This is a genomic window from Paenibacillus sp. FSL H8-0104 (assembly GCF_038050215.1).
Lineage (GTDB): Bacteria > Bacillota > Bacilli > Paenibacillales > Paenibacillaceae > Paenibacillus > Paenibacillus amylolyticus.
Map to the genome: position 1 here is coordinate 1,329,795 of NZ_JBBOTC010000001.1, position 21,211 is coordinate 1,351,005.

Sequence of the window (21,211 nt, forward strand, 5' to 3'; positions counted from 1 at the left end):
GGAAGAAGTCGTGCTGGATCTGAAAGCGCTTCACGAAAATACCCGAATTGACCATAAATCACATCCATTTCAGCTGTTCCAAAATCGGTGTTCAGATATGAAAGCTGAAGAATGCATTTTGTATTTGCATTGGCATGAACATTTTGAGCTGATTATCATGCGCAAGGGCAGTGCGCTGTTTCATATTGATAGCAAACCTTATGTGGTTCGAGCAGGTGAGGTCATCATCATTCCTGGAGGTACATTGCATGTCGGATATGCTCTGGATGAGGGGGATGTGCATTATGATTCCGTTGTGGTCAACCGTGCACTGTTCCATGATTTCACTCATGATCCTGTGCATGAGCAATATGTCGCGCCGTATTTGGAAGGAAGAGTGAGATTTCCGGTCAAACCGGCAGAGGAAAATACAGCCTGCACAGGCTATTATTCTTTGCTGAATGAAGCTGTGGAGGAAATGGCGTTACAGCCCCCGGCTTATCAGCTCGTGGTGAAATCCAAGCTGCATGCCTTGTTCACCCTGCTTGCGCGAACCTTTATGCCGCAGCAACTACCGGATAAAACGGTCGGATCGTATTTTCCAAACCGTGAACGTTTCAAACAGTTAATTGCACAGGTTGAAGCGGACCCCACAGGCAAGATGTCTGTTACGGAAGCGGCAAGTCATGTGGGATTAAATGCGTATCACTTCTGCAAAATGTTCAAAAAGCTGACCGGACGTACCTTTGTGGAATACGTGAACGGGTGTAGGATGAGTGAGGCAGAGCAGCTGCTGCAAGGCAGTAGTCTGACCATTACAGAGATCGCCGCCAGAGTCGGCTGCGACAATGCCAACTATTTTACGAAGTTATATAAACAGTACAAGGGAGTAACTCCTTCTGGGGGGCGAATGAAGAAGCAAGTCTGAGTCACAAAAGTCCGCTGCTCATCGTCATGTATGCATTAAGCGGAGGGGATTGATGTACATGACAGAGCATCATAATGAGCCAGTATGGGATATTATCATCATTGGAGCAGGCATTGCCGGTTTGACCGCCTCGATTTATCTGGCCCGTGCAGGAAAGACTGTGCTGTTGCTCGACAAAGGGGTACAGCTCGGAGGACGCGCTATCTCAAATGAGATTGCGGGAGCACGCGTAAACTTGGGGGCTCATGCTCTCAGTAAAGCAGCGTTACCCATTCTCCATGAGGTAGGCGTCACACCTATCGGATCAGTACCGAAACCGCCAGATACATTGGTGTTTGAAGGAACAAACGGCGGGAATAAGACAATTTCCCTAGCACAGCTCTTGCTCGGATCGTATTTGAAATGGAGAGAGAAGTGCCAGCTTCTTCGGTTCTACAGTTCTCTCCGAAAGGTAGATACATCCGTTTTGCATAACGTTAGTTTGCAGACTTACCTGGAAACCCTGGTATCCAGTCCACGTGTACGTAGTGTCGTATTTGCGCTTGTTCGTTTGAGCACCTATTGCGATGCTCCTGATCAGGTAAGTGCTGGCGCCGTCATTGAACAACTCAAACAGAACCAAGTATTGTATATAGATGGAGGTTGGCAATTCCTCGTTATTTGGCTCACAGAACAAGCTCAGCAGGCGGGTGTATCCATCCGCACAAGCTCGGTCGTACGAGAAATTGCCGGAAGTTATCCTCAGATGATGGTTTCCTTAAAAGATGGTTCACAGTTGACGACTCGCAACGTCTTATCAACGGCTGGCCCATTGGATACTTTAGCTCTGCTTAATCCTGCTCTTTCACCCATTGAAGCCAAACTGTATCACAAGTTAACTCCTGTTCGAGCCGCATGTCTGGATCTCGTCGTGTCCGGGATGCCTCAACCGAAAACAAAATTTGTTTTAGGCGTAAATCATCCTTGGTACTACTCCAACCATTCCGCCGCGGCCTCCTTATCAGAGAACCCTGTATATGAAGTTGTGCATGTGATGAAGTATTTGTCGGAATCATCAAAATCGGATCCAAGGCAGGATGAAGACGAACTAAAGGGCTTTCTCGATTTGATTCAGCCGGGGTGGCGCGAGCATATCATTAAGCAGCGGTTTCTTCCACGAATGCTTGTCTCACATGGCAGTGTCACAGCTGAGAACGGAGGTCTCTCGGGTAGACCTGGATCTGAGATCACAGGAAGACCGGGGCTCTATGTTGCTGGCGATTGGGTAGGGGATGAAGGGATGCTGATTAATGCCTCTCTGGCGAGCGCAAAGCGGGCTGCTCAAATGATAATAGAAGGTAGAGGAATAGATAAGGAAGGAATACATTATGGAGATTGAATTGGTATACAGGACATATAGACCCCTTCTTCTTTCTATCGCATATCGTATGCTGGGATCTGTCATTCATGCTGAGGATGTGGTTCAGGACGCATTTGTAACAGTACAGCAGCAAGGTATTCATAAAGAGGGTAGCTCTGTTCGGAACCTGAAAGCATACTTATGCAAAATGGTAACTAACCGTTGTCTCGATTACTTGAAATCAACACGTAAAAAAAGGGAACTATACGTCGGGACATGGCTACCGGAACCTCTGGTGCAAAATTATAAGGCTGCTCGAGAATCAGTATCAGCCGTGGAACATGATCCACTTCAAACGATTGAACTGGAAGATACGATTTCGTACGCCTTCCTGGTCATGCTTGATCGGCTAACCCCAATTGAGCGCGCGGTATTTATTCTGCGAGAAGCTTTTGAATTTGATTATGGCGATATAGCAGACTTCTTGAACAAGACGGAGGTCGGCTGCCGGAAAATATACAGTCGTCTTAAACGTAAAATCCAGGACGAGCCGGAAGTCGAGTTGACTCCCAGCGTTCAGTCCGAGCAGCTTGCGTTTCGTTTCCTCCAAGCCACGTCGAGTGGAGACATGGGAGGACTCTTAAAAATGCTTTCCCACGATGTCGCCTTGTACAGTGATGGTGGTGGTAAAGTTGTGGCAGCAATTAAACCCGTTACATCAAGCCAGCGGGTGCTGGCGTTCATTCAAGGGCTCTTATCCAAAGGGGACAGCGCTGGTATTGTACGTCTGGTCAAGGTCAATGGACAACTAGGATTTGTATTAAGCAGCCCCTCTGAGGCATTCCCGACTGTGGTCAGCCTAGCTTTTAGAAACGATTGTGTTGAGCGGATCTATATCTTGCGTAACCCGGATAAGCTGCAACATCTGAATTTAGGTTAAAGTGAAGTCAATTTGGATACTCATTTCATAAATCTGGAGAATAGACGATTGGCTTTCTTGGCGAGGTCGTCCATTTTGACGTTGGCATGATCGAACTGATTGTATCCCCATTTGATCGTTTGCAGCATGCGTGGAGATATGGGCGTTCCTTTGATCCGTGGATAGATGTTGTGATAGGCCCAGACCAGATGCTCCCAGCGATTGTCATTGCCGTCCTGGATATACTCGGATACGTCAATCACTTTCCCGCGTCCATCCTGAAGTATTACATTTTTCAGATGAATGTCGCGAGGGTTCAACCCGCGGCTGCGAACGGCTTCTCGCGCTGCGTCCACATCGAGCATCACCTGCTCGGGGACGGGGATTCCTTTTTCCAAACATTCCAGCAGCGTATCCCCGGGTTCAAAACTGATCACAAGTACATTCCGGCCACTGCCGAAATAGGTAGGGAAGTATGGCAGACCTTTGAGCTGCTCGTATACCTGTTTTTCATTTTCGAGTTTGTCCAAGGCATGATCCGAGTACATCTTGAGGGCATACTGCGGCAAGCCGTCATACGTAAATACAGCCGCATCCGTACCTGTGCCAATGCAATTCAATCCTTCTACATCGCCGATGATGTTCACGAGCTCATTCCGGTCGCTTCCGATGACTTGGATCTGTTGTAATGCTTCTTCCGCCTGGAACCAATCCGGTCGATTCATGGGTGGTGCCTCCTTTTAGGATATGCCTGTACAATTTTTTTTCATATAATCATTTTCTAACGAACCGAGTAAGTCTTATTTCGCGTAAATCGGCAGATCTGAAAATGTAACGAATCAGAGACACGCTATTGGCTCATTTGCTTGCAGTAAACATGTTCTACAACCGAATAAGACTAATTAGCTTGTCTGGGGTTCGTTTAAGTTCCGTAAAACCTCATGATCCGCGTGATAAGGTGTGTGAGATTCGTTAGCGCCGGGCCAGCACTGGCTTCGGGCTAGACCGTACTAACATCCCGGTCCTGAATTCGTGCCCTCTATAGAGTATATTATGCGTTCTGCTCCGCAATTTCATCTTTTGGTGATGTTACTATATAAACGATACGGATCGAATCGGAAACGGTTGCGTCAGAAGAAAATAACGGAAGCGCGCTTGCGACAAGGTTGCCCGGGCTTTATACTGTGAGCATTAAGGGATCTCATGCAGATCCGGCATACAGAAAGGCAGATTACTTATGGCACAATACCCGCAGTGGTCTTATTCGCAGTCGCGGGCGAGTATGTTCGATGAGTGCCTGCGCAAATATTATTATCATTATTACGGTGCCCATAACGGCTGGAAGACAGACTCTGCTGATGAGATGCAGGTTCGTCTGTACCGTCTGAAGCAGCTCAGCAATCTGTATCTTGTCTTCGGGGATCTCGCACATCGGATGTGTGAGTCGGCGGTACGCAGCAGGGAAGAGGGCAAAGATAAACCGCGTGAACACTTCCTGGAACAGACGATACGCAAGCTGCTGAATCAGGCGTATGTGGAATCCATGGACACGGATCAGTGGCGACTGAACCCCAAGAATCGCACGATGCTGTCCGAGATCTATTACGGGGATGACACGTTGAATGATCGGATCGCCACGATTAAGGAACGGGCTTCGGCCTGTGTCGGTAACCTGTACCAGACGCTTACGTGGGAGGACTTGTCCCGAGCAAGTACGGACATTCTGGAGATCGAGAAATGGGATACCATGATGCTGCACGATACACGTGTGTATGTGAAGATGGATTTATTGTATCGACGCAGTAACGGCAATATTGTCATTGTGGACTGGAAGACGGGCAAGGAAGATGACTTCTCCGATCAGCTAATGCTGTACGCATCCTATGTGAGAGAACACTACCGGGTTCCCTTGGAGCAGATTGAGCTGCGAGTGGAGTACCTGTTAACCGGAAAACACCGGGAGTTTACAGCGACAGAAGAGGATATCCGGAAGGTAGAGGAGAACGTGGGTCGTTACATTGAGGAGATGCGATCCTGCGTGGAGGATGAGTATTACAACCGTCCCAAGGACGTCACCTACTTCACAGCGATGCCATCACACCGGTCCTGCCGGGATTGCAACTTCCGCGAAGTGTGCAGTGAGCGAGCAGTCTGAAGTGCCAAAAACCGGAAAAACCTAAGGCCTTATACCCACCAACAAGCTATCCTATATGTGAAAAAAAACAAGAAGCGCAAGCCGGGAACATCATCTGCCCGACTTGCGCTTCTATTGCATTCCACAGGCCTGGCGACAAGGCGCCGGGTGGAACGATCATATCAAGATTACTGGACAGCGGCGGTATTCTCCAGCGCCTGACCCGCAGGAACATAGGCATGCCCGAGATCCCGGGCAACCGCCTCATACGTGATGTGTCCATTCAGCACGTTAACCGCGCTGCGAATGGACGAACTGCCGCGAATCGCGGCGGCTGCACCGTGGTTGGCCAGCTGCAGCGCATAAGGCATGGTGGCGTTGGTCAGCGCCACCGTGGAAGTACGCGGCACGGCGCCCGGCATGTTCGCCACCGCGTAGTGCACGACGCCATGTTTCACATAGGTCGGTTCATCGTGGGTTGTGATATGATCAATGGTCTCAACGATCCCGCCCTGATCAATCGCCACATCCACAATGACCGAGCCCGGTGCCATCGTCTTAACCACTTGCTCGCTGACAAGTGTTGGCGCCTTGGCGCCCGGAATCAGCACCGCACAGATCAACAGATCTGCCGACGCAACAGCTGTTGCAATGTTGGACGGGCTAGATACTAGTGTGTGGATCTGATTGCCAAAGATATCATCCAACTGCCGCAGACGATTCAGATTCAGGTCAAGGATGGTCACATCGGCGCCAAGACCAATAGCAATTTTGGCTGCATTTGTTCCCACCGTTCCGCCACCAATAATGACCACTTTCCCCCGACTGACGCCGGGTACACCTGACAACAGAATGCCCTTGCCACCTTCTGTTTTCTCCAGTAGCTGTGCTCCGATCTGGGAGGCCATGCGGCCTGCAACTTCACTCATAGGGGTGAGCAGGGGGAGAGCGCTGTTGACCTCCAACGTCTCATACGCAATAGCCGTTACCCGACTCTTTATAAGGGCTTTGGCAAGCTCCGGTTCCGCTGCGAGGTGCAGGTAGGTGAACAGAATCAGTCCCGGACGAAAATATCCATATTCACTGGCAAGTGGTTCTTTCACCTTGATGATCATATCGGCTTCGGTCCACACGGACTTGGCATCAATCCGAATCTCGGCGCCCGCAGTTTGATATTCATGATCCGTGAATCCACTGCCGATCCCCGCGCCTTGTTCAATCAGTACTTGGTGACCGGCTCTGATGAAATCAGCAGCCCCGGCCGGAGTCATTGCTACACGATTCTCATTATTCTTGATTTCTTTGGGAATTCCGATTCTCATCACCATGCACCTCGTCCATTTATTGGTTGTTAGCTTATACTACAAGTTTATGACTTGAATAATCGTTTTGCACCTTACTTGATGTCTAATTTTTAGGGATCGAACTCAACATATTGTCGAAAAAGACTGTTCAGGACATTTGTCCATGGATTATAATGTAAGAAAAAATAACACGAAGAGGGATCGCCATTGCGAAATGACCGTGTGTTTACGATCAAAGATATCCTTGCACGTCCGGTATTTGGCCGAGCACGACTAGCGGCAGGGAAGGATGGAGTGAACCGTCAGGTTGGCTGGGTTCATGTATTGGAGATTACCAATGTATCTCCATTCGTAAGCCCCCATGATCTTATTTTATCCACTGGACTGTGGCTTCAATCGGAAGAAGGGCGCGAAGAGTATCTGCTTCAGCTCATTGGCAGTGAGGCAGCCGGGCTGTGTGTGGAGTTTGGTACCAGCATATACGGGATCCCGGAAGAACTGATTGAACTGGCGGACAGACACCAGTTTCCGCTGATCGTATTTGAGCAACCGGTCCGTTTTGTCGAGATTACACAGGATATTCACTCACTGCTCATTAATCATCAGCACCAACTGTTGAAAAGTCTGGAAGCCTACTCCCGCCAGCTTCAGCAGCGTACATTACAGAGTACGGACATGTCTGCTGTGCTGAACCTGTTGCATGAATACGCTGCAAAACCGGTGGTGTACATCTCGTCTATGGAGCCGGGTAGCTTTGTGCCCGAACTTGCTCCAGAGATGGAGCAAGCAATCTATACCTGGTATGAACAGGAGGTAGAACATCTGGATCTGAATGATTCGGATACTGAATTATGGTTCCACATAGACGAAGAGAAGGCTCTGTTGTGTCATCCGGTCGTCTGTTTTGGCCAGGTATTTTCGGCTGTAGGCATGATTGTGCATCCCGCAGCTCCAGTCGAATATCTCAAGCTGTTGCTCGACTATTCAGCGAAGGCAGCGGCAGCGCTCACGCTTCGCTCCCAGTTTCTTGAAGAGAAGATGGTCCGCAATCAGAACGAGCTGATCCAGGATCTGATGAATGGCAACATCCATCAGGAGGAGCAGGCCCAGACCCGAATGGGACTTCGTTTGCTGGTGAAGGGACAGTACTGGTTTGCGGGAGGGGTCATCGAGATTGAGCATCGATTGAAGGGTACGGGCCGGGAGAGGATGGAAGCGAATCATCAGGATGTGCTTGTCCTGCTTCGTTCCCTGCTCAAGAAGAACAATCTGCCTAGCCTGATTATGCTGAAGAACAACCAGGTATATCTGTGCTGTGCGAAGGAAGCGGTAACGGCCGCTGCACGTCATCAACTGCTGCGATTGCTGGAAGGAATCGCCCTGGATGTGAAGCGGTTTGCCAGCCGCAACTTGAACCAGGTTATGATTCATGTAGGATTTGGCAAGTTTCGCAGCCGTTTGACCAGTCTGCCGGAGAGCCTTCAGGAGGCCTATCAGGTGATCGAAGTTTCGAGATCGGTAGATTCGATGGAACATGTTCACTTTTACGAACGTATGGGTATATATCAAATGTTAAAGGCATTACCCCAATCCTTCCTGCAACCCTTTGTCCAGGATCACCTGGGTATGTTGATTGAACATGACCAAACGCATCACCTGCGATTGGTAGAGACGTTGGATGCCTACTTGCAGAACTTTGGTTCCAAACGGGATGCGGCCGCCCAGTTATTTATTCATCGGCAAACGTTGTACAACAGACTGGAGAAGCTGGAAGAACTGATGGGTCCAGGTTACATGGATCAAGGGAGAAGAATCTGTCTGGAGATGGCGCTGCTCGCGCACGTGATGATTGAGAATGGACAGTGGCAATCCTCTTGATGAGGTGAAAGGGATGCAACACAGACTGTGCACCCATCTTACACTACCTTGAGCACAGTCTAGCAGTTTTTACTAATCCGCCGGGTGTGTCGTAATGAAGTAGGCAGGCGTTGCAGAGTGGAAGTGGAGCGTCGGCCACGATAAAGCTTCGTTTGACCGGAGGAAGGTGCCAGTGATAATGAAGAAGGAGCAGCCAGCCGATACGGGGGTGACGACCGGTCGGGACGTCCTTCCTGTCCTGCTTCATTGTCCTCCATTGAAATGCCACTTTGGTGCAGCCATTCATTAAGTCGTTTAGGATTGATTCCAAGTTGTCCGCTCAGATTACAGATATCGAGGTTTATTCTCACACAAATCCGCCTTTCCTGGAATATCGGGCTGGTAGTAGGGTATGAAAGGGAAGCATGAATTCGAGATCGGTAAATGCTCATGTACATGTTGGCTGTGCTTGATTGGCGGAATGATCCATTATGTTAAGAAGTAGCGCGAAGGGGTCTATGTATACCTTGTAAGAACGTTTCCATGTCCGCTGTTTTGAATATTTACTATAAATTGGCTTTTAACAAGATTCTATCACTTCACATGCAATTGCGCGTCTCAATATAGTCTCAATTTTGTGAGAGAAAAAAGTATATTAAAAGTACCAGTATCTAGTACGGAGGACATATATGGGAAACAGTAGTGAGGCTCAATACGACAAATATGTTGAGGATGGCAAACGTTTCATTGGTCGAACCAAGGAACTGACGACACTGGAGCGGTGGTTCAATCATCCGGAAGCGCCACTGACCATATTTTCAATTACGGGTATGGGAGGCATCGGTAAATCTTCTTTGCTTTCAGAGATGTTATCCGTATCTCGTGATCAAGGTGCGACGGCAATATGGATGGATGGCCGATCATGCGGCGCAACGCCTTCCGTTTTTATGGAATATTTGTCCTCTACTTTGGAGTTGGAAACACTGGATAATGACGGATATCCGCGACCACTGAGCTTGCTGAAAGACACTTCGGTCGAGAAGCGATTGGTCCTGGCAGTGGATAATTATGAAGAACTCGCACTGCTGGAAAGTTGGTTCATGGAAGTCTTCATATCCAAACTTCCGTTAAGAGGGATACTTGTCATTCTGGCATCACGCCCAGAACTTGCATCCGCCTGGCGGACACATCCCCGATTGCATCAGCGGTTTGTACAGATGCAGCTTCAACATTTTACCGTCGAAGAGATTTCGGAGTATATCTCGGTTGCGGGCTCTCTGAATCAGGGGATGGCAGGTACTATTACGAGAATGACCGATGGACATCCGCTGGGTTTGGCGCTTGCTGTGGAAGCTGCGGATCAGAGACGGAATCTTCCCCATGCCGAATGGGCTGAACTGTCGCATATGATTAGTGCCCGATTGCTGTTGGAACTGACGATTCCTCGTCTGCATCCCATGGTGGAGGTGTTAACCCTGCTTGGAACAGCAAATCAGGAATTGTTATCATCTGTACTGGATATGACTGTGACCCAAGAAGAGTACCACATGCTGAGACAGATGTCGTTTATTCGTTCCGGCCCGGATGGTCTTGCCCTGCATGACATGGGCAGGGTGCATCTGCTACGGGATTTGCGCCAACGTGAGCCGCATCGGTTGCAGACGATGCGTATCCAAATCGCGAAGTTGCTTAAACCGCTACATGAACAGGCAGGTTCGCATGAGCGCCGCCAGATTGCCCGGAAGATGTTGTTGCTCTGTCAGGAGTCCATGCTTCAATTCCGCAAGTACGCGGATGTGTCCCGTGATTCCTTGTTCTCCCCTCTTGAAACGATGAAACAAGAGGATCTGCCTTCGCTGCACAGGCTGTTACAACAATGGTGTGAGTACAGCGTGGCACCAGATCAGGCCGTGTTCTATGGCCCGTTCCTGGATGAGCTGGCGCACCGTTATCCCGAAGGGATCGTATTGATGCGTGACCAGCTTGGAGAGCCGATCGCCATGTTCATTACAGTGCTAGTACATAGGGAAAGTAGCGGTCTGCTACTGAAGCATTTTCCAAATGAGATGAATGAATGCTTCACACCACAGGAGCTTGGCAATGATCCGGATCAAAGTGATACTCACTTTGCTTTGCTGGCTGCGGCAAGAGATGACGTGCCTGGTTACACACGAGAAGAACTGGTGGGGTATATGGCACTGGACCGACTGTCTCTGTTGGGTGATGGTGCGAGAGTGATATTGATTGCAACGAATCCTCATCTGAAGTTGTTCCTGCTGAGTATTGGCTTTCAGATGCGGAGAACCCGAACCCGTGCTTGTGACAGATATGAGGACCCGGCAGATGTGCTTGATTTGGATTTGCGTAGTGGGCAATTCGGAGCGTGGGTTATGTCCCTGCTTGATCCTGAATGGCAAGATGATCGGATACAGCCAGGAACAACGGTGCGGGAGCGGACATCCTGGTCGGAACAGGAGGTTCGCAAGATGCTGGGGCACCTTCGTTCTCCAGGAGAATTGCATGAATATGCTGGCAGGGTTGCAGGAGCAAGGGATGGGATCCAGTTACAGCTGTATGTCATGGATCTGTTGGAGGGCAGAGTGCATGGCCTATCTCCACAGGATCAGATGCTGTTATACGCAGCCTACTGGACGCATGCTGGCAATCCAACTGCCGCAGCCCAGACGTGTTCCATGAGTCGGGCGACATTTTATCGCCATCTCAGAACAGCGCTGACTCGCTTGGCGCGGATTTTGTAGGGTTCTATTCATTCATATACCGATAATAACGACAAGAAGAGGCTGGTCATAGACCAAGCCTCTTCATGCGATTATAGAGCGTTGCCCTGGAGATGCCAAGTTGCTTGGCCAGTGTTCGTTTGTTACCACTTGCTGCTTTCAGATATTGAATTAGAAGTTGCGCTTCATAGGTGTCCAATTTTTGCTGGTAGGTAACACCGGAGACAAGTTCGGAATCATCCGAAGGTTCTGTTTCGTCCACATTTGCAACCGTTCGAGGTTCTTGTTCTGCTCCCGCCGAATCCTGACGTTGCTGATATTCGTTGTTGGCATGTGAATGGATTCCGGATGCCAGTTGAATTTCGGACTGTTCTTGCATGGTGAGGGAAGTGAGGGTATCGGGCAGATATTCCTGCTTCACCTCACCATCTGTCGTCAGAATGGTCAGGCGTTCGATCACATTTCGTAATTCACGCACATTGCCTGGCCAATCATATTGGAACAGCAACTTGAACACTTCAGGTGGAACCAACTCAATATGACGGTTATAGAGCAATGAGAATTCTTGAAGGAACGTCTGGGTTAATTCATATATATCTTCCTTGCGCATACGCAGAGGGGGGATGACAAGGTTAATGACATTCAGCCGATAGTAGAGATCTTCTCGGAATTGATTACGGGCAATCATACTCATTAGATTCTGGTTGGTTGCTGCGATAATCCGGCAGTCGGCCTGCTTCATACGCGTTCCCCCCACAGGAAAGTAACTCTTCTCCTGCAACACCCGAAGCAGTTTCACTTGCAATTCCAATGGCATCTCACCGATCTCATCCAGAAAAAGAGTACCCCCTTCGGCAAGCTCAATCTTGCCCTTTTTGCCTTTGGGATTTGCTCCGGAGAAGGCGCCTTTTTCGTAGCCGAATAACTCACTTTCGAACAAGGAAGCAGGGATTGCCCCACAGTTAATAGCGGTGAACGGTGCACTCTGCAATTCACGGAGATCATGAATGGCTTTGGCGAATAACTCCTTGCCTGTGCCGCTCTCCCCGAGAATAAGTACGGTTGCTGAGGTGGTACTGATCTTGCGAATGGTCTCCATGCACTGCTTGATGACCGGGCTGCTGCCCTTGATTCTGGCAAATGGATCTAATTCGGGACGTAGCCGAGCAACGGCTTTTTCCAGATGTTGAACTTTGGATGTCATATGTAATAGTTCCTGATGTAATCGGATTTCGGTTGTTATATCCACTTCGGCAGCAACTGCACCCACAATATGTCCATCCAGTTGGACAGGACGAGCATTAATCAGCGCGAAGAGGTCGGGCCGTGGCTGATGCTGTTTGCGGTAGACCGTTTCGCCGGTATACAACGTTTTGAGAGACTGTAGCCGATCTGGAGGGAAAAAGTCCGCTGCGGGTTGTCCGATGATGTCTTTTTTGCTGATCGAAAAAACATGCTCCGCGCCAGTTGTCCAGTAGGCCACTTTGGCATCTTCATTAATTAATGTCAGAGCTGAACCCGCTGTCTCCAGTGTGGTCTCAAAATAAGCTTCTATTAGGCGATGCGCATGCATCATGGCATGCAAAACATCGGATACGGCGATATATCCCAATAGGGGTCCATCATCCTGAATGAATAAATAAGAAGATGTGTTGAATAAGCAGAAGGCATCTACCAACGATGTTGAGGACGGAATGGTAAGTGTGGAGAGGTCTTTATCCAGAATATCCATATCCGTACGCAATAAAGACATTAATTCTGGAAGTAAATGTTTCATCGATATCACCTCAGTTAGAACATAACTTTTGGAAACGACTTCTTTACACGAGTTACATACAAGTAATCTACATATGAAATGACTGGAGAATGATGGTTACCCATATTATAACTTTCCAAATGAGGTGTGTATATATTTTTTGACATGAAGCATACATGTTGTCGGCACAGAGGAGATCGATGTTGAATTTTCATTTCTGATATTTCCTTTTACTATTATTTTAAGGAATTAATGCTAATTTGTATGAGCCCTTCAGTAATTTAAAGTGAGGGTTGAGTTATTAAAAATGACATTTGAGTTACCTTATTAAGCTGTGATTTCTCAATCTGTTACACGGCAGTTGAGGTGATTATTCATATAGAACATGAATTGTCCACACCATTAAGAAACTTCTGAATAATGCTATATGAAGGCCATCCGCATGAAGAAGAACCAAAGGAGGGTGATGAAATGGCCATTCTATCAACTGGGCCCATTGAGAATAATATTTCAGGAATAACGGGGATCCGACCAACTCAATCCGTTACGGTCAAAATCGATAACCGGAATGCGACAGAAATGTTCACGGTGCTTCTTCGGGGCTATTACCTTAATGGAGTCAGAACATTATATGTAGAAGAACTGCTCAATGTATCACCTAATCAGGTCATCACCAAAGTTTATAATGGGAATTTTGATGCTTTTGAGTTTGTATTTTCAACCTCAGACACGGCTGCTGAAGAAGCACAAATATCCGTATGGGGTAAAAATGCCGCAGGCGAATTAGTTGCGGCTCACCGATTGGTATCCCAAGAGTTATTGGGAGAAACGCTTAGCACAACGGGTGTAACTGGAGCCACGGGAGTAACGGGAAGCACCGGGTCTACCGGAGTGACAGGAGCCACGGGCGTAACTGGAGCAACGGGAAGCACTGGAGCTACTGGAGTGACAGGAGCGACGGGCGTTACGGGAGCAACGGGAAGTACCGGGGCTACCGGAGTGACAGGAGCCACGGGCGTTACGGGAGCAACGGGAAGTACCGGGGCTACCGGAGTAACAGGAGCCACGGGCATTACGGGGGTAACGGGAAGTACCGGAGCTACTGGAGTAACAGGAGCCACGGGCATTTCTGGAGTAACGGGAAGTACCGGAGCTACTGGAGTAACAGGAGCCACGGGCATTTCTGGAGTAACGGGAAGCACCGGGGTTACCGGAGTGACAGGAGCCACGGGCATTACGGGAGCAACGGGAAGTACCGGGGCCACAGGAGTGACAGGAGTAACGGGAAGCACCGGGACTACCGGAGTAACAGGAGCCACGGGCATTTCTGGAGTAACGGGAAGCACCGGGGCTACCGGAGTAACAGGAGCCACGGGCGTTACGGGAGCAACTGGAGGCACCGGAGCTACTGGAGTAACAGGAGCCACGGGTATTACGGGAGTAACAGGAGGCACCGGAGCTACTGGAGTGACAGGAGCCACGGGCATTTCTGGAGCAACGGGAAGCACCGGGGCCACCGGAGTGACAGGAGCCACGGGCGTTACGGGAGCAACCGGAAGCAGCGGGGCCACCGGAACAACAGGTGTCACTGGAGCAACTGGTACAGCAGGGCAAGGGTTGTCCTCGTACGCCTACATTTTTAATACATCAGCTCAAACTGTAGCTATTGAAGCGGATGTAATCTTCGACAGCAACGCAAATCTTACCGGTATTACTCACACGGCCAATACCGCTGCGATTATTATTGGTAATGCCGGGGACTATGCGGTGTTTTTCAACGTTGCAGGTGTGCAGGCAAACCAATTCACCCTTTATCAAAACGGAGCCCCTGTAGGTGGCAGTGTCTATGGTTCAGGAGCTGGCACTCAACCGAATCCAGGCATGGTCATTATTACGGCTGCTCCCGGTGATGTGCTGACATTACGGAACCATTCCAGCGCATCAGCTGTTGGTCTGCAAACACTAGCAGGTGGAACACAGACCAATGCCAATGCCTCTATCCTTATTCAACAATTAAGTAGTTAAACTTTTCGAGTTTATAATTTTGATTAATAAATGGGTGTGTCCAGAAAAATAGACATTTAAAATTGGGGATGCTAATTTTTTAGACATTAAGAGAAGAACCGGAGAAAAGGAAAGTTGAATGCTCTGGTAAAGTGTTCGTACAGAAAAAACCATGTGCCAAGAAAGAAAGAGGCAACATGGTTTTCTTTTGTCTTTTTCATATATATTGATCCAGCTGGAAAATAACTATCGGAACATATTCTTAACGACCATCCAGAGATTAGCCGGTTTTTCGGCTAAACGACGGGTATAGTACGGATACCACATAGTGCCATAAGGTACGTAACAGCGAATGCGATAGCCTTCTTTGGCGAGACGTTCCTGTTCGCTCATGCGCAGACCATATAACATCTGAAATTCAAAGGCATCCGGCGAGATTCCCCGATCCTTGGCGTATTGTTTCGTCCAGTTAATGATGTGATCATCATGCGAGGCAACCGCAGTGTACACACCCTGATCGAGGTGATTACGAATCATCGTTTTGAATTGATGAATGACTTCAGAAGTATTCTGATAGGCGACTGATCCGGGTTCTTTGTAAGCACCTTTAACCAGTCGAAGCCGGATGCCTTCCCGAATCATATCACGCGTATCTTCTTCGGTGCGATGCAGGTAGGCTTGCAATACTGTGCCTGTATTATGCAGTCCTTCCGAGTGCAGTCTTCGGACAATATCCAGCGTTGCTTGAGTAAATGGACTATCCTCCATATCAATTCGGACAAATAGATCATGCAATTTGGCTTGTGTGGCAACGGTACGGATATTTCGATAACCCTCTTCCGGGTCAAGTGCGAGGCCCATCTGGGTTGGTTTTAGCGAGACGTTGGAGTCTACGCCTTCACGTGCAATGCCTTCTACCAGGCGTACATACTCATCCCTGTACAATGCCGCTTCGCTCAGGCGGGTGATGCCTTCGCCCAGATGATCGAGTGTAGCCATAATGCCTTTATTATTGAGTATGTGGATCTCTTCGAGAGCTTCTTCCAAGGTGTTTCCTGCAATAAATTTGCCTGCCAGCTTCTTACCATATCTAATGGACAGGTTCTCTACAGCTTTGTTGCCTGCCACGGTTAATAAGGTTTTGCGATATATTTCCGTTCCCACACTCATTTTCGTTTCCTCCTTCAGCATTGTGCTAACTTAATTCAAGCAAGAAACGTGCCAGATTTGGCGATGGTCTACTATTTTTCATGAAAATTATCTATTTAAATTGGACTAAACATTTACACAAAACGGAGAGGACAGAAAGAACCTGAAGAAGCGGAGCGCTCGCCTTTATCCCCGGATTTTCCCTCTATAAAAAGGAATCAAAAAATCTGGGGATAACAGCGATCGGAAGGTTATTCTGTCATCGGAGTGGCCCGTGTGAATTTTCTTTAGTTAAATTTAACGAGAAAAATATTTCAATCCCAACCGGAGTTGGCACGGATTTTGCTACATATATTTGGTGATGAGTAACATGCAAAATAATTCAGGCGAGCAGCCAGCGAATCCCACATCCTGAAGGAGGAATCATTGATGAATATCCCTTTTGTTAACGAACCATTCACACCCTTTGCAGTCCAGGCGAACCAGGAAGCATTTGAAGACGCACTTCGTCAGGTAGAAGCTGAACTTGGGCAGGAATACCCGATTATTATTGGTGGGCAAAAAATAACAAGCAGCCGCACGTTAACTTCCGTGAACCCCGCAGCCAAGAATCAAGTCGTCGGAACGATCCATCAGGCAGATCAGGAATTGGCCGAAAAGGCCATTCAGACAGCAGCGGAGACATTCCACACATGGAAACATACTGACCCGAATGAACGGGCTCGTTATCTATACAAAGCAGCTGCCATTATGCGCCGTCGCAAGCATGAATTCTCCGCATGGATGGTTTATGAAGCCGGCAAGACTTGGCCTGAAGCCGATGCGGATACAGCGGAAGCCATTGATTTTATGGAATTCTATGCACGGGATATGCAGCGACTGAGTGAACCGCAGCCTCTCGTGCGGATTGCAGGGGAAGATAATGAGCTGAGTTATATACCGCTGGGTGTTGGTGTTGTTATTCCACCTTGGAACTTCCCGCTGGCGATTATGGCAGGCATGACTTCGGCTGCACTGGTATCTGGCAACACAGTGGTCTTGAAGCCTGCCAGCACAACTCCGGTGATTGCCGCCAAGTTTATGGAGCTGCTCGCAGAAGTTGGTCTGCCGGATGGCGTTGTGAACTTTTTACCAGGACCAGGCAGTGAAGTGGGCGATTATCTCGTGGATCATGCGCTTACCCGTTTTATCAGCTTCACCGGTTCCCGAGATGTGGGACTGCGAATTAATGAACGTGCAGCACGAACAGCTCCAGGTCAGAAGTGGATCAAACGGGTTATTGCAGAGATGGGCGGCAAGGATTCCATCGTAGTAGACAGTGACAGTGATCTGGAACTCGCGGCAGAGTCCATTACCGCTTCGGCATTTGGTTTCTCAGGACAGAAATGTTCGGCGTGTTCCCGTGCCATTATTCATAAGGATGTATATGATGAAGTATTGCAAAAAGTGATTGAACGGACACAGAAACTGACGATGGGTAGTCCACTTGAAGTTGGCAGTCAAGTTGGGCCGGTTATCGATGACAAGGCATATGCAAAGATCACGGAATATATTGAAATCGGCAAGGGTGAGGGGCGTCTTGTGCACGGTGGCGGTACAGGGAACGTTGAAGGTTATTTCATTGAACCAACCATAATTGCCGATGTGGACCCAAAAGCCCGGATTGCTCAGGATGAAATTTTTGGACCTGTGCTTGCGTTCATCAAAGCAGAATCTTTCCAGGATGCATTGGATATCGCCAATAATACAGACTATGGCCTGACTGGCGCGGTGATCTCACGTAATCGTGAACATCTGGAACAGGCAAGACGCGAATACTTTGCGGGTAATCTGTATTTCAACCGGAAATGTACCGGAGCACTGGTAGGCACACATCCATTTGGCGGATTTAACATGTCAGGCACGGATTCCAAGGCAGGTGGAAGAGACTATCTGCTGCTGTTTACCCAGGCGAAGCTGGTATCGGAGAAATATTAGACAGAAACCCATGATCCGATTAAAAACTTCTTACATTCACTTGAATAATATGCTATTATCCCTGCAAATCCTTTTGTTCGTATAAGAAACACAGATGCTTATTGCCGAAGGCATAAGGAGGGTAACGGATGTTAGGTGTTCAGTTGGTACAGGAACAACGTATTCGGCTGTCCATCACGCCGGAGATGAAACAATCCTTTCATTTGCTAACCATGTCTGGCCAGGATCTGACCCGTTACTTGCTGGACGCAGCGGAGGAAAATCCAGTACTTGAACTGGAAGAACAAGCTGCGCCCCTCGCCCGGATTCCGCGGCGAATGGATCAGCGCAGGTATGATTCCTATGACCCGTTGCTTCAGGCCAAAGGTGCCGAACCTACTCTGGAACAATTGCTGATTGCGCAAATTCGAGTAATGACAATTCCAGACGAATTGGAAAATATGGCCGTATATTTGGCAGGGTGCGTTAATGATGATGGTTATCTGACGGTTGAACTGGCAGAGGTGCAAGCAACACTTGAGCTTCCGATGAGCAAGATTGCAGCGGGACTGGAGCTTCTCCAATCGCTGGACCCTGCTGGTGTAGGGGCGCGGAATCTGCAAGAATGTCTGTTGCTCCAGATTAGACGTGATCCATCAGCAGCGCTGAATGCGGAGTGGATGGTGGAAGCGGGAATGGAAGCACTGGTTCCTTTTCACCCAGGTAGAACAGGGAGACGATTAGGCATGACTTCGCAGGAAGCTCAGATTGCCTATGACTATATTACACGTCTCGATCCCAAGCCCTGTCGATCGATCGGATGTACGGAACGGCCACATTACATTATTCCGGATGCCATTGTCGGGTTGCGTAACGGTGAGGTCCATTATAGTCTGCATGCAGCAGGTAACCCTCGTGTATCGATGAATGAAGCATGCTTCCGCTGGATCAGGGAAGAGGCTCCGGACACAATCTGGTCTACCCGCGTGGCAGAGGCGAGGGCTATTATTCGGAGTGTACACTTGCGGCGCAGGACTTTAGTGCGTGTGCTGGCGGCAGTGATGGAAGAGCAGAAGCACTTTTTGGTCAAAGGCCCATCCGCGCTAAAACCACTCAATCTGGCTGTTATTGCAGAGAAGATTGGCATGCATGAATCAACGGTAAGTCGTGCGGTGAACGGTAAATACATTGAGACACCACATGGTGTATATGAACTCAGGGCTTTTTTTGCCTCGGGAATCAGTACAACGTCAGGGGATAAAACATCAGCATCAGCGGTGAAACGCAGATTAAAAGAAATCATTCGCACGGAGCAGGCTCAGCGTCCATACTCGGATAGTCATTTGGCCACACTGCTCGCCGAGGAGGGGATTGTCATCTCCCGCAGAACGGTTGCCAAGTACAGGGAGGAACTTCAGATTCTGCCTTCCCTTGAGCGTAAACGGTGGGCTTAATCGAATAGCTGGCGTCTTATCATCTCTGAATACAAGAACCCCCGCAAACCGGATGAACGGTCTGCGAGGGTTCTTGTTAATTATTTGTGTTTGGGTTGCTGCATCAGTTTTCCTGATTACCTACAAACGTTCCATATTACGCAGGAAGTGTTCTCCGGCAATCCCTGGTGTAGTCATCTGTTCCGGATGAAGAATCTCTTCCAGTTCTTCCGGTGTCAGCAATCCGCGTTCCAAAATAATCTCTTGCAAGGAAAGTCCAGTCTTGAGCGCTTCCTTCACGATGGAAGCTGCCACATTATAACCCAAGTGCGGGTTCAACGCCGTAACCATACTGAAACTTTGGTTCATGATTAATTCGCAGCGCTCACGGTTAGCTTCCATCTCTTCAACGGCATAACGCGTGAAAACATCGATGCCGTTATTCATGATTTTCAGCGATTGCAGCAAGTTGAACGCAATAACTGGGCCCATGACATTCAGCTCGAATTGACCGGCTTCACATGCCATACAGATCGTATGATCGTTCCCCATCACCTGGAAGGATACCTGGTTAATGACTTCCGCCATAACGGGGTTGACTTTACCCGGCATAATGGACGAACCTGGCTGACGCGGTGGCAGGCGCAATTCATTGAATCCTGCACGCGGGCCTGAAGCCATCAAGCGAATGTCATTACAGATTTTGGAAAGGCTAACCGCACATACCTTCAGCGCCGCTGAAAGTTCCAGATAGGCATCTGTGTTCTGGGTTGCATCCACGAGATCCTCAGCTGTTTGTAGTGGTAGTCCGGTAACAGCTGACAGGTGCTCTGTAACCTTGACGATATATTCGGGTTTGGCATTGAGTCCTGTACCTACCGCAGTTGCACCCATGTTAATGGTAAGCAAGCGGCGATTGGCGAATTCAAGACGCTCAATATCCCGTCCGATGACACGGGCATAAGCTCCGAATTCTTGTCCAAGGCGAATAGGTACGGCATCCTGAAGATGGGTACGGCCAACCTTGACCACATCGTTGAATTCCACTTCTTTTTTACGGAACGCATCCTGTAGTCTTCTCATGGTAGCGAGTAACGTCTCCGACAGTTGGTACGCCGCAATGCGCAGTGCTGTAGGAACCACGTCATTAGTAGATTGGGACATGTTCACATGATTATTGGGATTGCAATGGAAGTAGTCTCCCTTGCTTTTGGTTAACAGTTCCAGCCCGCGGTTGGCCAAAATTTCGTTCATATTCATATTCATGGAGGTGCCTGCACCGCCCTGAATGGAGTCTACAATAAAATGATCCAGATGATGGCCTTTCATCATTTCTTCAGCTGCCATGACGATCACATCGCCAATCTTGCTCGGCAGCATCTTCAACTCCATGTTGGTAATCGCTGCTGCCTTCTTCACCGCAGCCAGAGCCGTGATCAGCTCCCGGTGTACCGGAACGCCGGTAATCGGGAAGTTTTCCACGGCCCGTACCGTCTGAATTCCGTAATAAGCATAAGCCGGGATTTCTTTTTCACCGATAAAATCTTTCTCCGTCCGTGTGGACATAGTAGACATCTCGTTCGCCTCCAGTGGCATCAATAAAAATAGTTCGGCTTCAGCGTTGCTGAAGCGCACTCAGTATATCATTTAAGCAAAATGGATGCCAATCTAAATCATTTGGCCTCTTGTGCCGATAATAAATAAAATTAGGGATA

Annotated in this window: 15 protein-coding genes; 9 read left to right on the top strand and 6 right to left on the bottom strand. The window is 48.7% G+C overall.

Annotated elements, in window-relative coordinates:
• The first annotated feature begins 10 nt into the window (after positions 1 to 10).
• Genes NST38_RS05880 through sigJ form a run of 3 tightly spaced genes read left to right on the top strand, consistent with a single transcriptional unit; the run spans position 11 to position 3,186 of the window.
• Positions 11 to 907 (top strand): AraC family transcriptional regulator, encoded by an 897-nt coding sequence (locus NST38_RS05880; protein WP_076251289.1) that lies wholly within the window; start codon positions 11 to 13, stop codon positions 905 to 907.
• 58 nt (positions 908 to 965) lie between these two features.
• Entirely contained in the window at positions 966 to 2,285 is a 1,320-nt protein-coding gene (locus NST38_RS05885; RefSeq protein ID WP_076251702.1) for a phytoene desaturase family protein, read from the top strand.
• Positions 2,275 to 3,186, top strand: a complete 912-nt coding sequence (gene sigJ / locus NST38_RS05890) for an RNA polymerase sigma factor SigJ (RefSeq protein ID WP_076251291.1) — start codon at positions 2,275 to 2,277, stop codon at positions 3,184 to 3,186. Before NST38_RS05885 ends, sigJ begins: the two co-directional genes overlap by 11 nt.
• A 20-nt stretch (positions 3,187 to 3,206) precedes the next feature.
• Here the strand turns inward: sigJ and NST38_RS05895 are convergent, their stop codons facing one another.
• A complete protein-coding gene (locus tag NST38_RS05895; protein WP_076251293.1) occupies positions 3,207 to 3,890 on the bottom strand; it encodes a serine/threonine protein kinase in 684 nt (227 codons plus the stop codon).
• 512 nt (positions 3,891 to 4,402) lie between these two features.
• Here NST38_RS05895 and NST38_RS05900 point away from each other — a divergent pair.
• A complete protein-coding gene (locus NST38_RS05900; RefSeq protein WP_076251295.1) occupies positions 4,403 to 5,320 on the top strand; it encodes a PD-(D/E)XK nuclease family protein in 918 nt (305 codons plus the stop codon).
• Between the two features lie 167 nt (positions 5,321 to 5,487).
• Here the strand turns inward: NST38_RS05900 and ald are convergent, their stop codons facing one another.
• Positions 5,488 to 6,621, bottom strand: coding sequence for an alanine dehydrogenase (gene ald / locus NST38_RS05905; protein WP_076251296.1), 1,134 nt, complete (start codon positions 6,619 to 6,621; stop codon positions 5,488 to 5,490).
• 189 nt (positions 6,622 to 6,810) lie between these two features.
• Between ald and NST38_RS05910 the strand changes: the two genes are divergently transcribed.
• Complete coding sequence (locus tag NST38_RS05910) at positions 6,811 to 8,481, top strand: PucR family transcriptional regulator (protein WP_076251298.1); 1,671 nt, start codon at positions 6,811 to 6,813, stop codon at positions 8,479 to 8,481.
• Between the two features lie 59 nt (positions 8,482 to 8,540).
• Here the strand turns inward: NST38_RS05910 and NST38_RS05915 are convergent, their stop codons facing one another.
• The gene (locus NST38_RS05915) at positions 8,541 to 8,831 is read right to left on the bottom strand and encodes a hypothetical protein (protein WP_133120414.1); all 291 of its coding nucleotides are present in this window, start codon (positions 8,829 to 8,831) and stop codon (positions 8,541 to 8,543) included.
• Positions 8,832 to 9,149: 318 nt separating this feature from the next.
• Here NST38_RS05915 and NST38_RS05920 point away from each other — a divergent pair, with 318 nt between their 5' ends.
• Complete coding sequence (locus tag NST38_RS05920) at positions 9,150 to 11,219, top strand: nSTAND1 domain-containing NTPase (protein ID WP_076251300.1); 2,070 nt, start codon at positions 9,150 to 9,152, stop codon at positions 11,217 to 11,219.
• A gap of 46 nt (positions 11,220 to 11,265) precedes the next feature.
• On the opposite strand, the gene NST38_RS05925 is transcribed toward NST38_RS05920, so the two are convergent.
• Positions 11,266 to 12,975 carry a sigma-54 interaction domain-containing protein gene (locus tag NST38_RS05925; protein WP_076251303.1) on the bottom strand — a complete coding sequence of 570 codons (1,710 nt, stop codon included), beginning with the start codon at positions 12,973 to 12,975 and terminating at the stop codon, positions 11,266 to 11,268.
• 450 nt (positions 12,976 to 13,425) lie between these two features.
• On the opposite strand from NST38_RS05925, the gene NST38_RS05930 reads away from it, so the two are divergent.
• Positions 13,426 to 14,979, top strand: coding sequence for a collagen-like triple helix repeat-containing protein (locus NST38_RS05930; RefSeq protein ID WP_076251305.1), 1,554 nt, complete (start codon positions 13,426 to 13,428; stop codon positions 14,977 to 14,979).
• A 225-nt stretch (positions 14,980 to 15,204) separates the two neighbouring features.
• Here NST38_RS05930 and NST38_RS05935 read toward each other — a convergent pair whose 3' ends face one another.
• Positions 15,205 to 16,128 carry a proline dehydrogenase family protein gene (locus tag NST38_RS05935; RefSeq protein WP_076251307.1) on the bottom strand — a complete coding sequence of 308 codons (924 nt, stop codon included), beginning with the start codon at positions 16,126 to 16,128 and terminating at the stop codon, positions 15,205 to 15,207.
• Positions 16,129 to 16,536: 408 nt separating this feature from the next.
• Between NST38_RS05935 and pruA the strand changes: the two genes are divergently transcribed.
• Positions 16,537 to 18,084: an L-glutamate gamma-semialdehyde dehydrogenase gene (gene pruA, locus NST38_RS05940; RefSeq protein ID WP_076251309.1), complete on the top strand. Its 1,548-nt coding sequence runs from the start codon at positions 16,537 to 16,539 to the stop codon at positions 18,082 to 18,084.
• A gap of 128 nt (positions 18,085 to 18,212) precedes the next feature.
• The gene (gene rpoN / locus NST38_RS05945) at positions 18,213 to 19,517 is read left to right on the top strand and encodes an RNA polymerase factor sigma-54 (RefSeq protein ID WP_076251311.1); all 1,305 of its coding nucleotides are present in this window, start codon (positions 18,213 to 18,215) and stop codon (positions 19,515 to 19,517) included.
• Between the two features lie 120 nt (positions 19,518 to 19,637).
• On the opposite strand, the gene NST38_RS05950 is transcribed toward rpoN, so the two are convergent.
• Complete coding sequence (locus tag NST38_RS05950) at positions 19,638 to 21,071, bottom strand: aspartate ammonia-lyase (RefSeq protein WP_047841890.1); 1,434 nt, start codon at positions 21,069 to 21,071, stop codon at positions 19,638 to 19,640.
• Positions 21,072 to 21,211 lie beyond the last annotated feature (140 nt).

Coding starts and splice junctions, on each gene's coding strand:
- NST38_RS05885 (WP_076251702.1), top strand. CDS start 966: ATGACAGAGCATCATAATGAGCCAGTATGGGATATTATCATCATTGGA.
- sigJ (WP_076251291.1), top strand. CDS start 2,275: ATGGAGATTGAATTGGTATACAGGACATATAGACCCCTTCTTCTTTCT.
- NST38_RS05895 (WP_076251293.1), bottom strand. CDS start 3,890: ATGAATCGACCGGATTGGTTCCAGGCGGAAGAAGCATTACAACAGATC.
- NST38_RS05900 (WP_076251295.1), top strand. CDS start 4,403: ATGGCACAATACCCGCAGTGGTCTTATTCGCAGTCGCGGGCGAGTATG.
- ald (WP_076251296.1), bottom strand. CDS start 6,621: ATGAGAATCGGAATTCCCAAAGAAATCAAGAATAATGAGAATCGTGTA.
- NST38_RS05920 (WP_076251300.1), top strand. CDS start 9,150: ATGGGAAACAGTAGTGAGGCTCAATACGACAAATATGTTGAGGATGGC.
- NST38_RS05925 (WP_076251303.1), bottom strand. CDS start 12,975: ATGAAACATTTACTTCCAGAATTAATGTCTTTATTGCGTACGGATATG.
- NST38_RS05930 (WP_076251305.1), top strand. CDS start 13,426: ATGGCCATTCTATCAACTGGGCCCATTGAGAATAATATTTCAGGAATA.
- NST38_RS05935 (WP_076251307.1), bottom strand. CDS start 16,128: ATGAGTGTGGGAACGGAAATATATCGCAAAACCTTATTAACCGTGGCA.
- pruA (WP_076251309.1), top strand. CDS start 16,537: ATGAATATCCCTTTTGTTAACGAACCATTCACACCCTTTGCAGTCCAG.
- rpoN (WP_076251311.1), top strand. CDS start 18,213: ATGTTAGGTGTTCAGTTGGTACAGGAACAACGTATTCGGCTGTCCATC.
- NST38_RS05950 (WP_047841890.1), bottom strand. CDS start 21,071: ATGTCTACTATGTCCACACGGACGGAGAAAGATTTTATCGGTGAAAAA.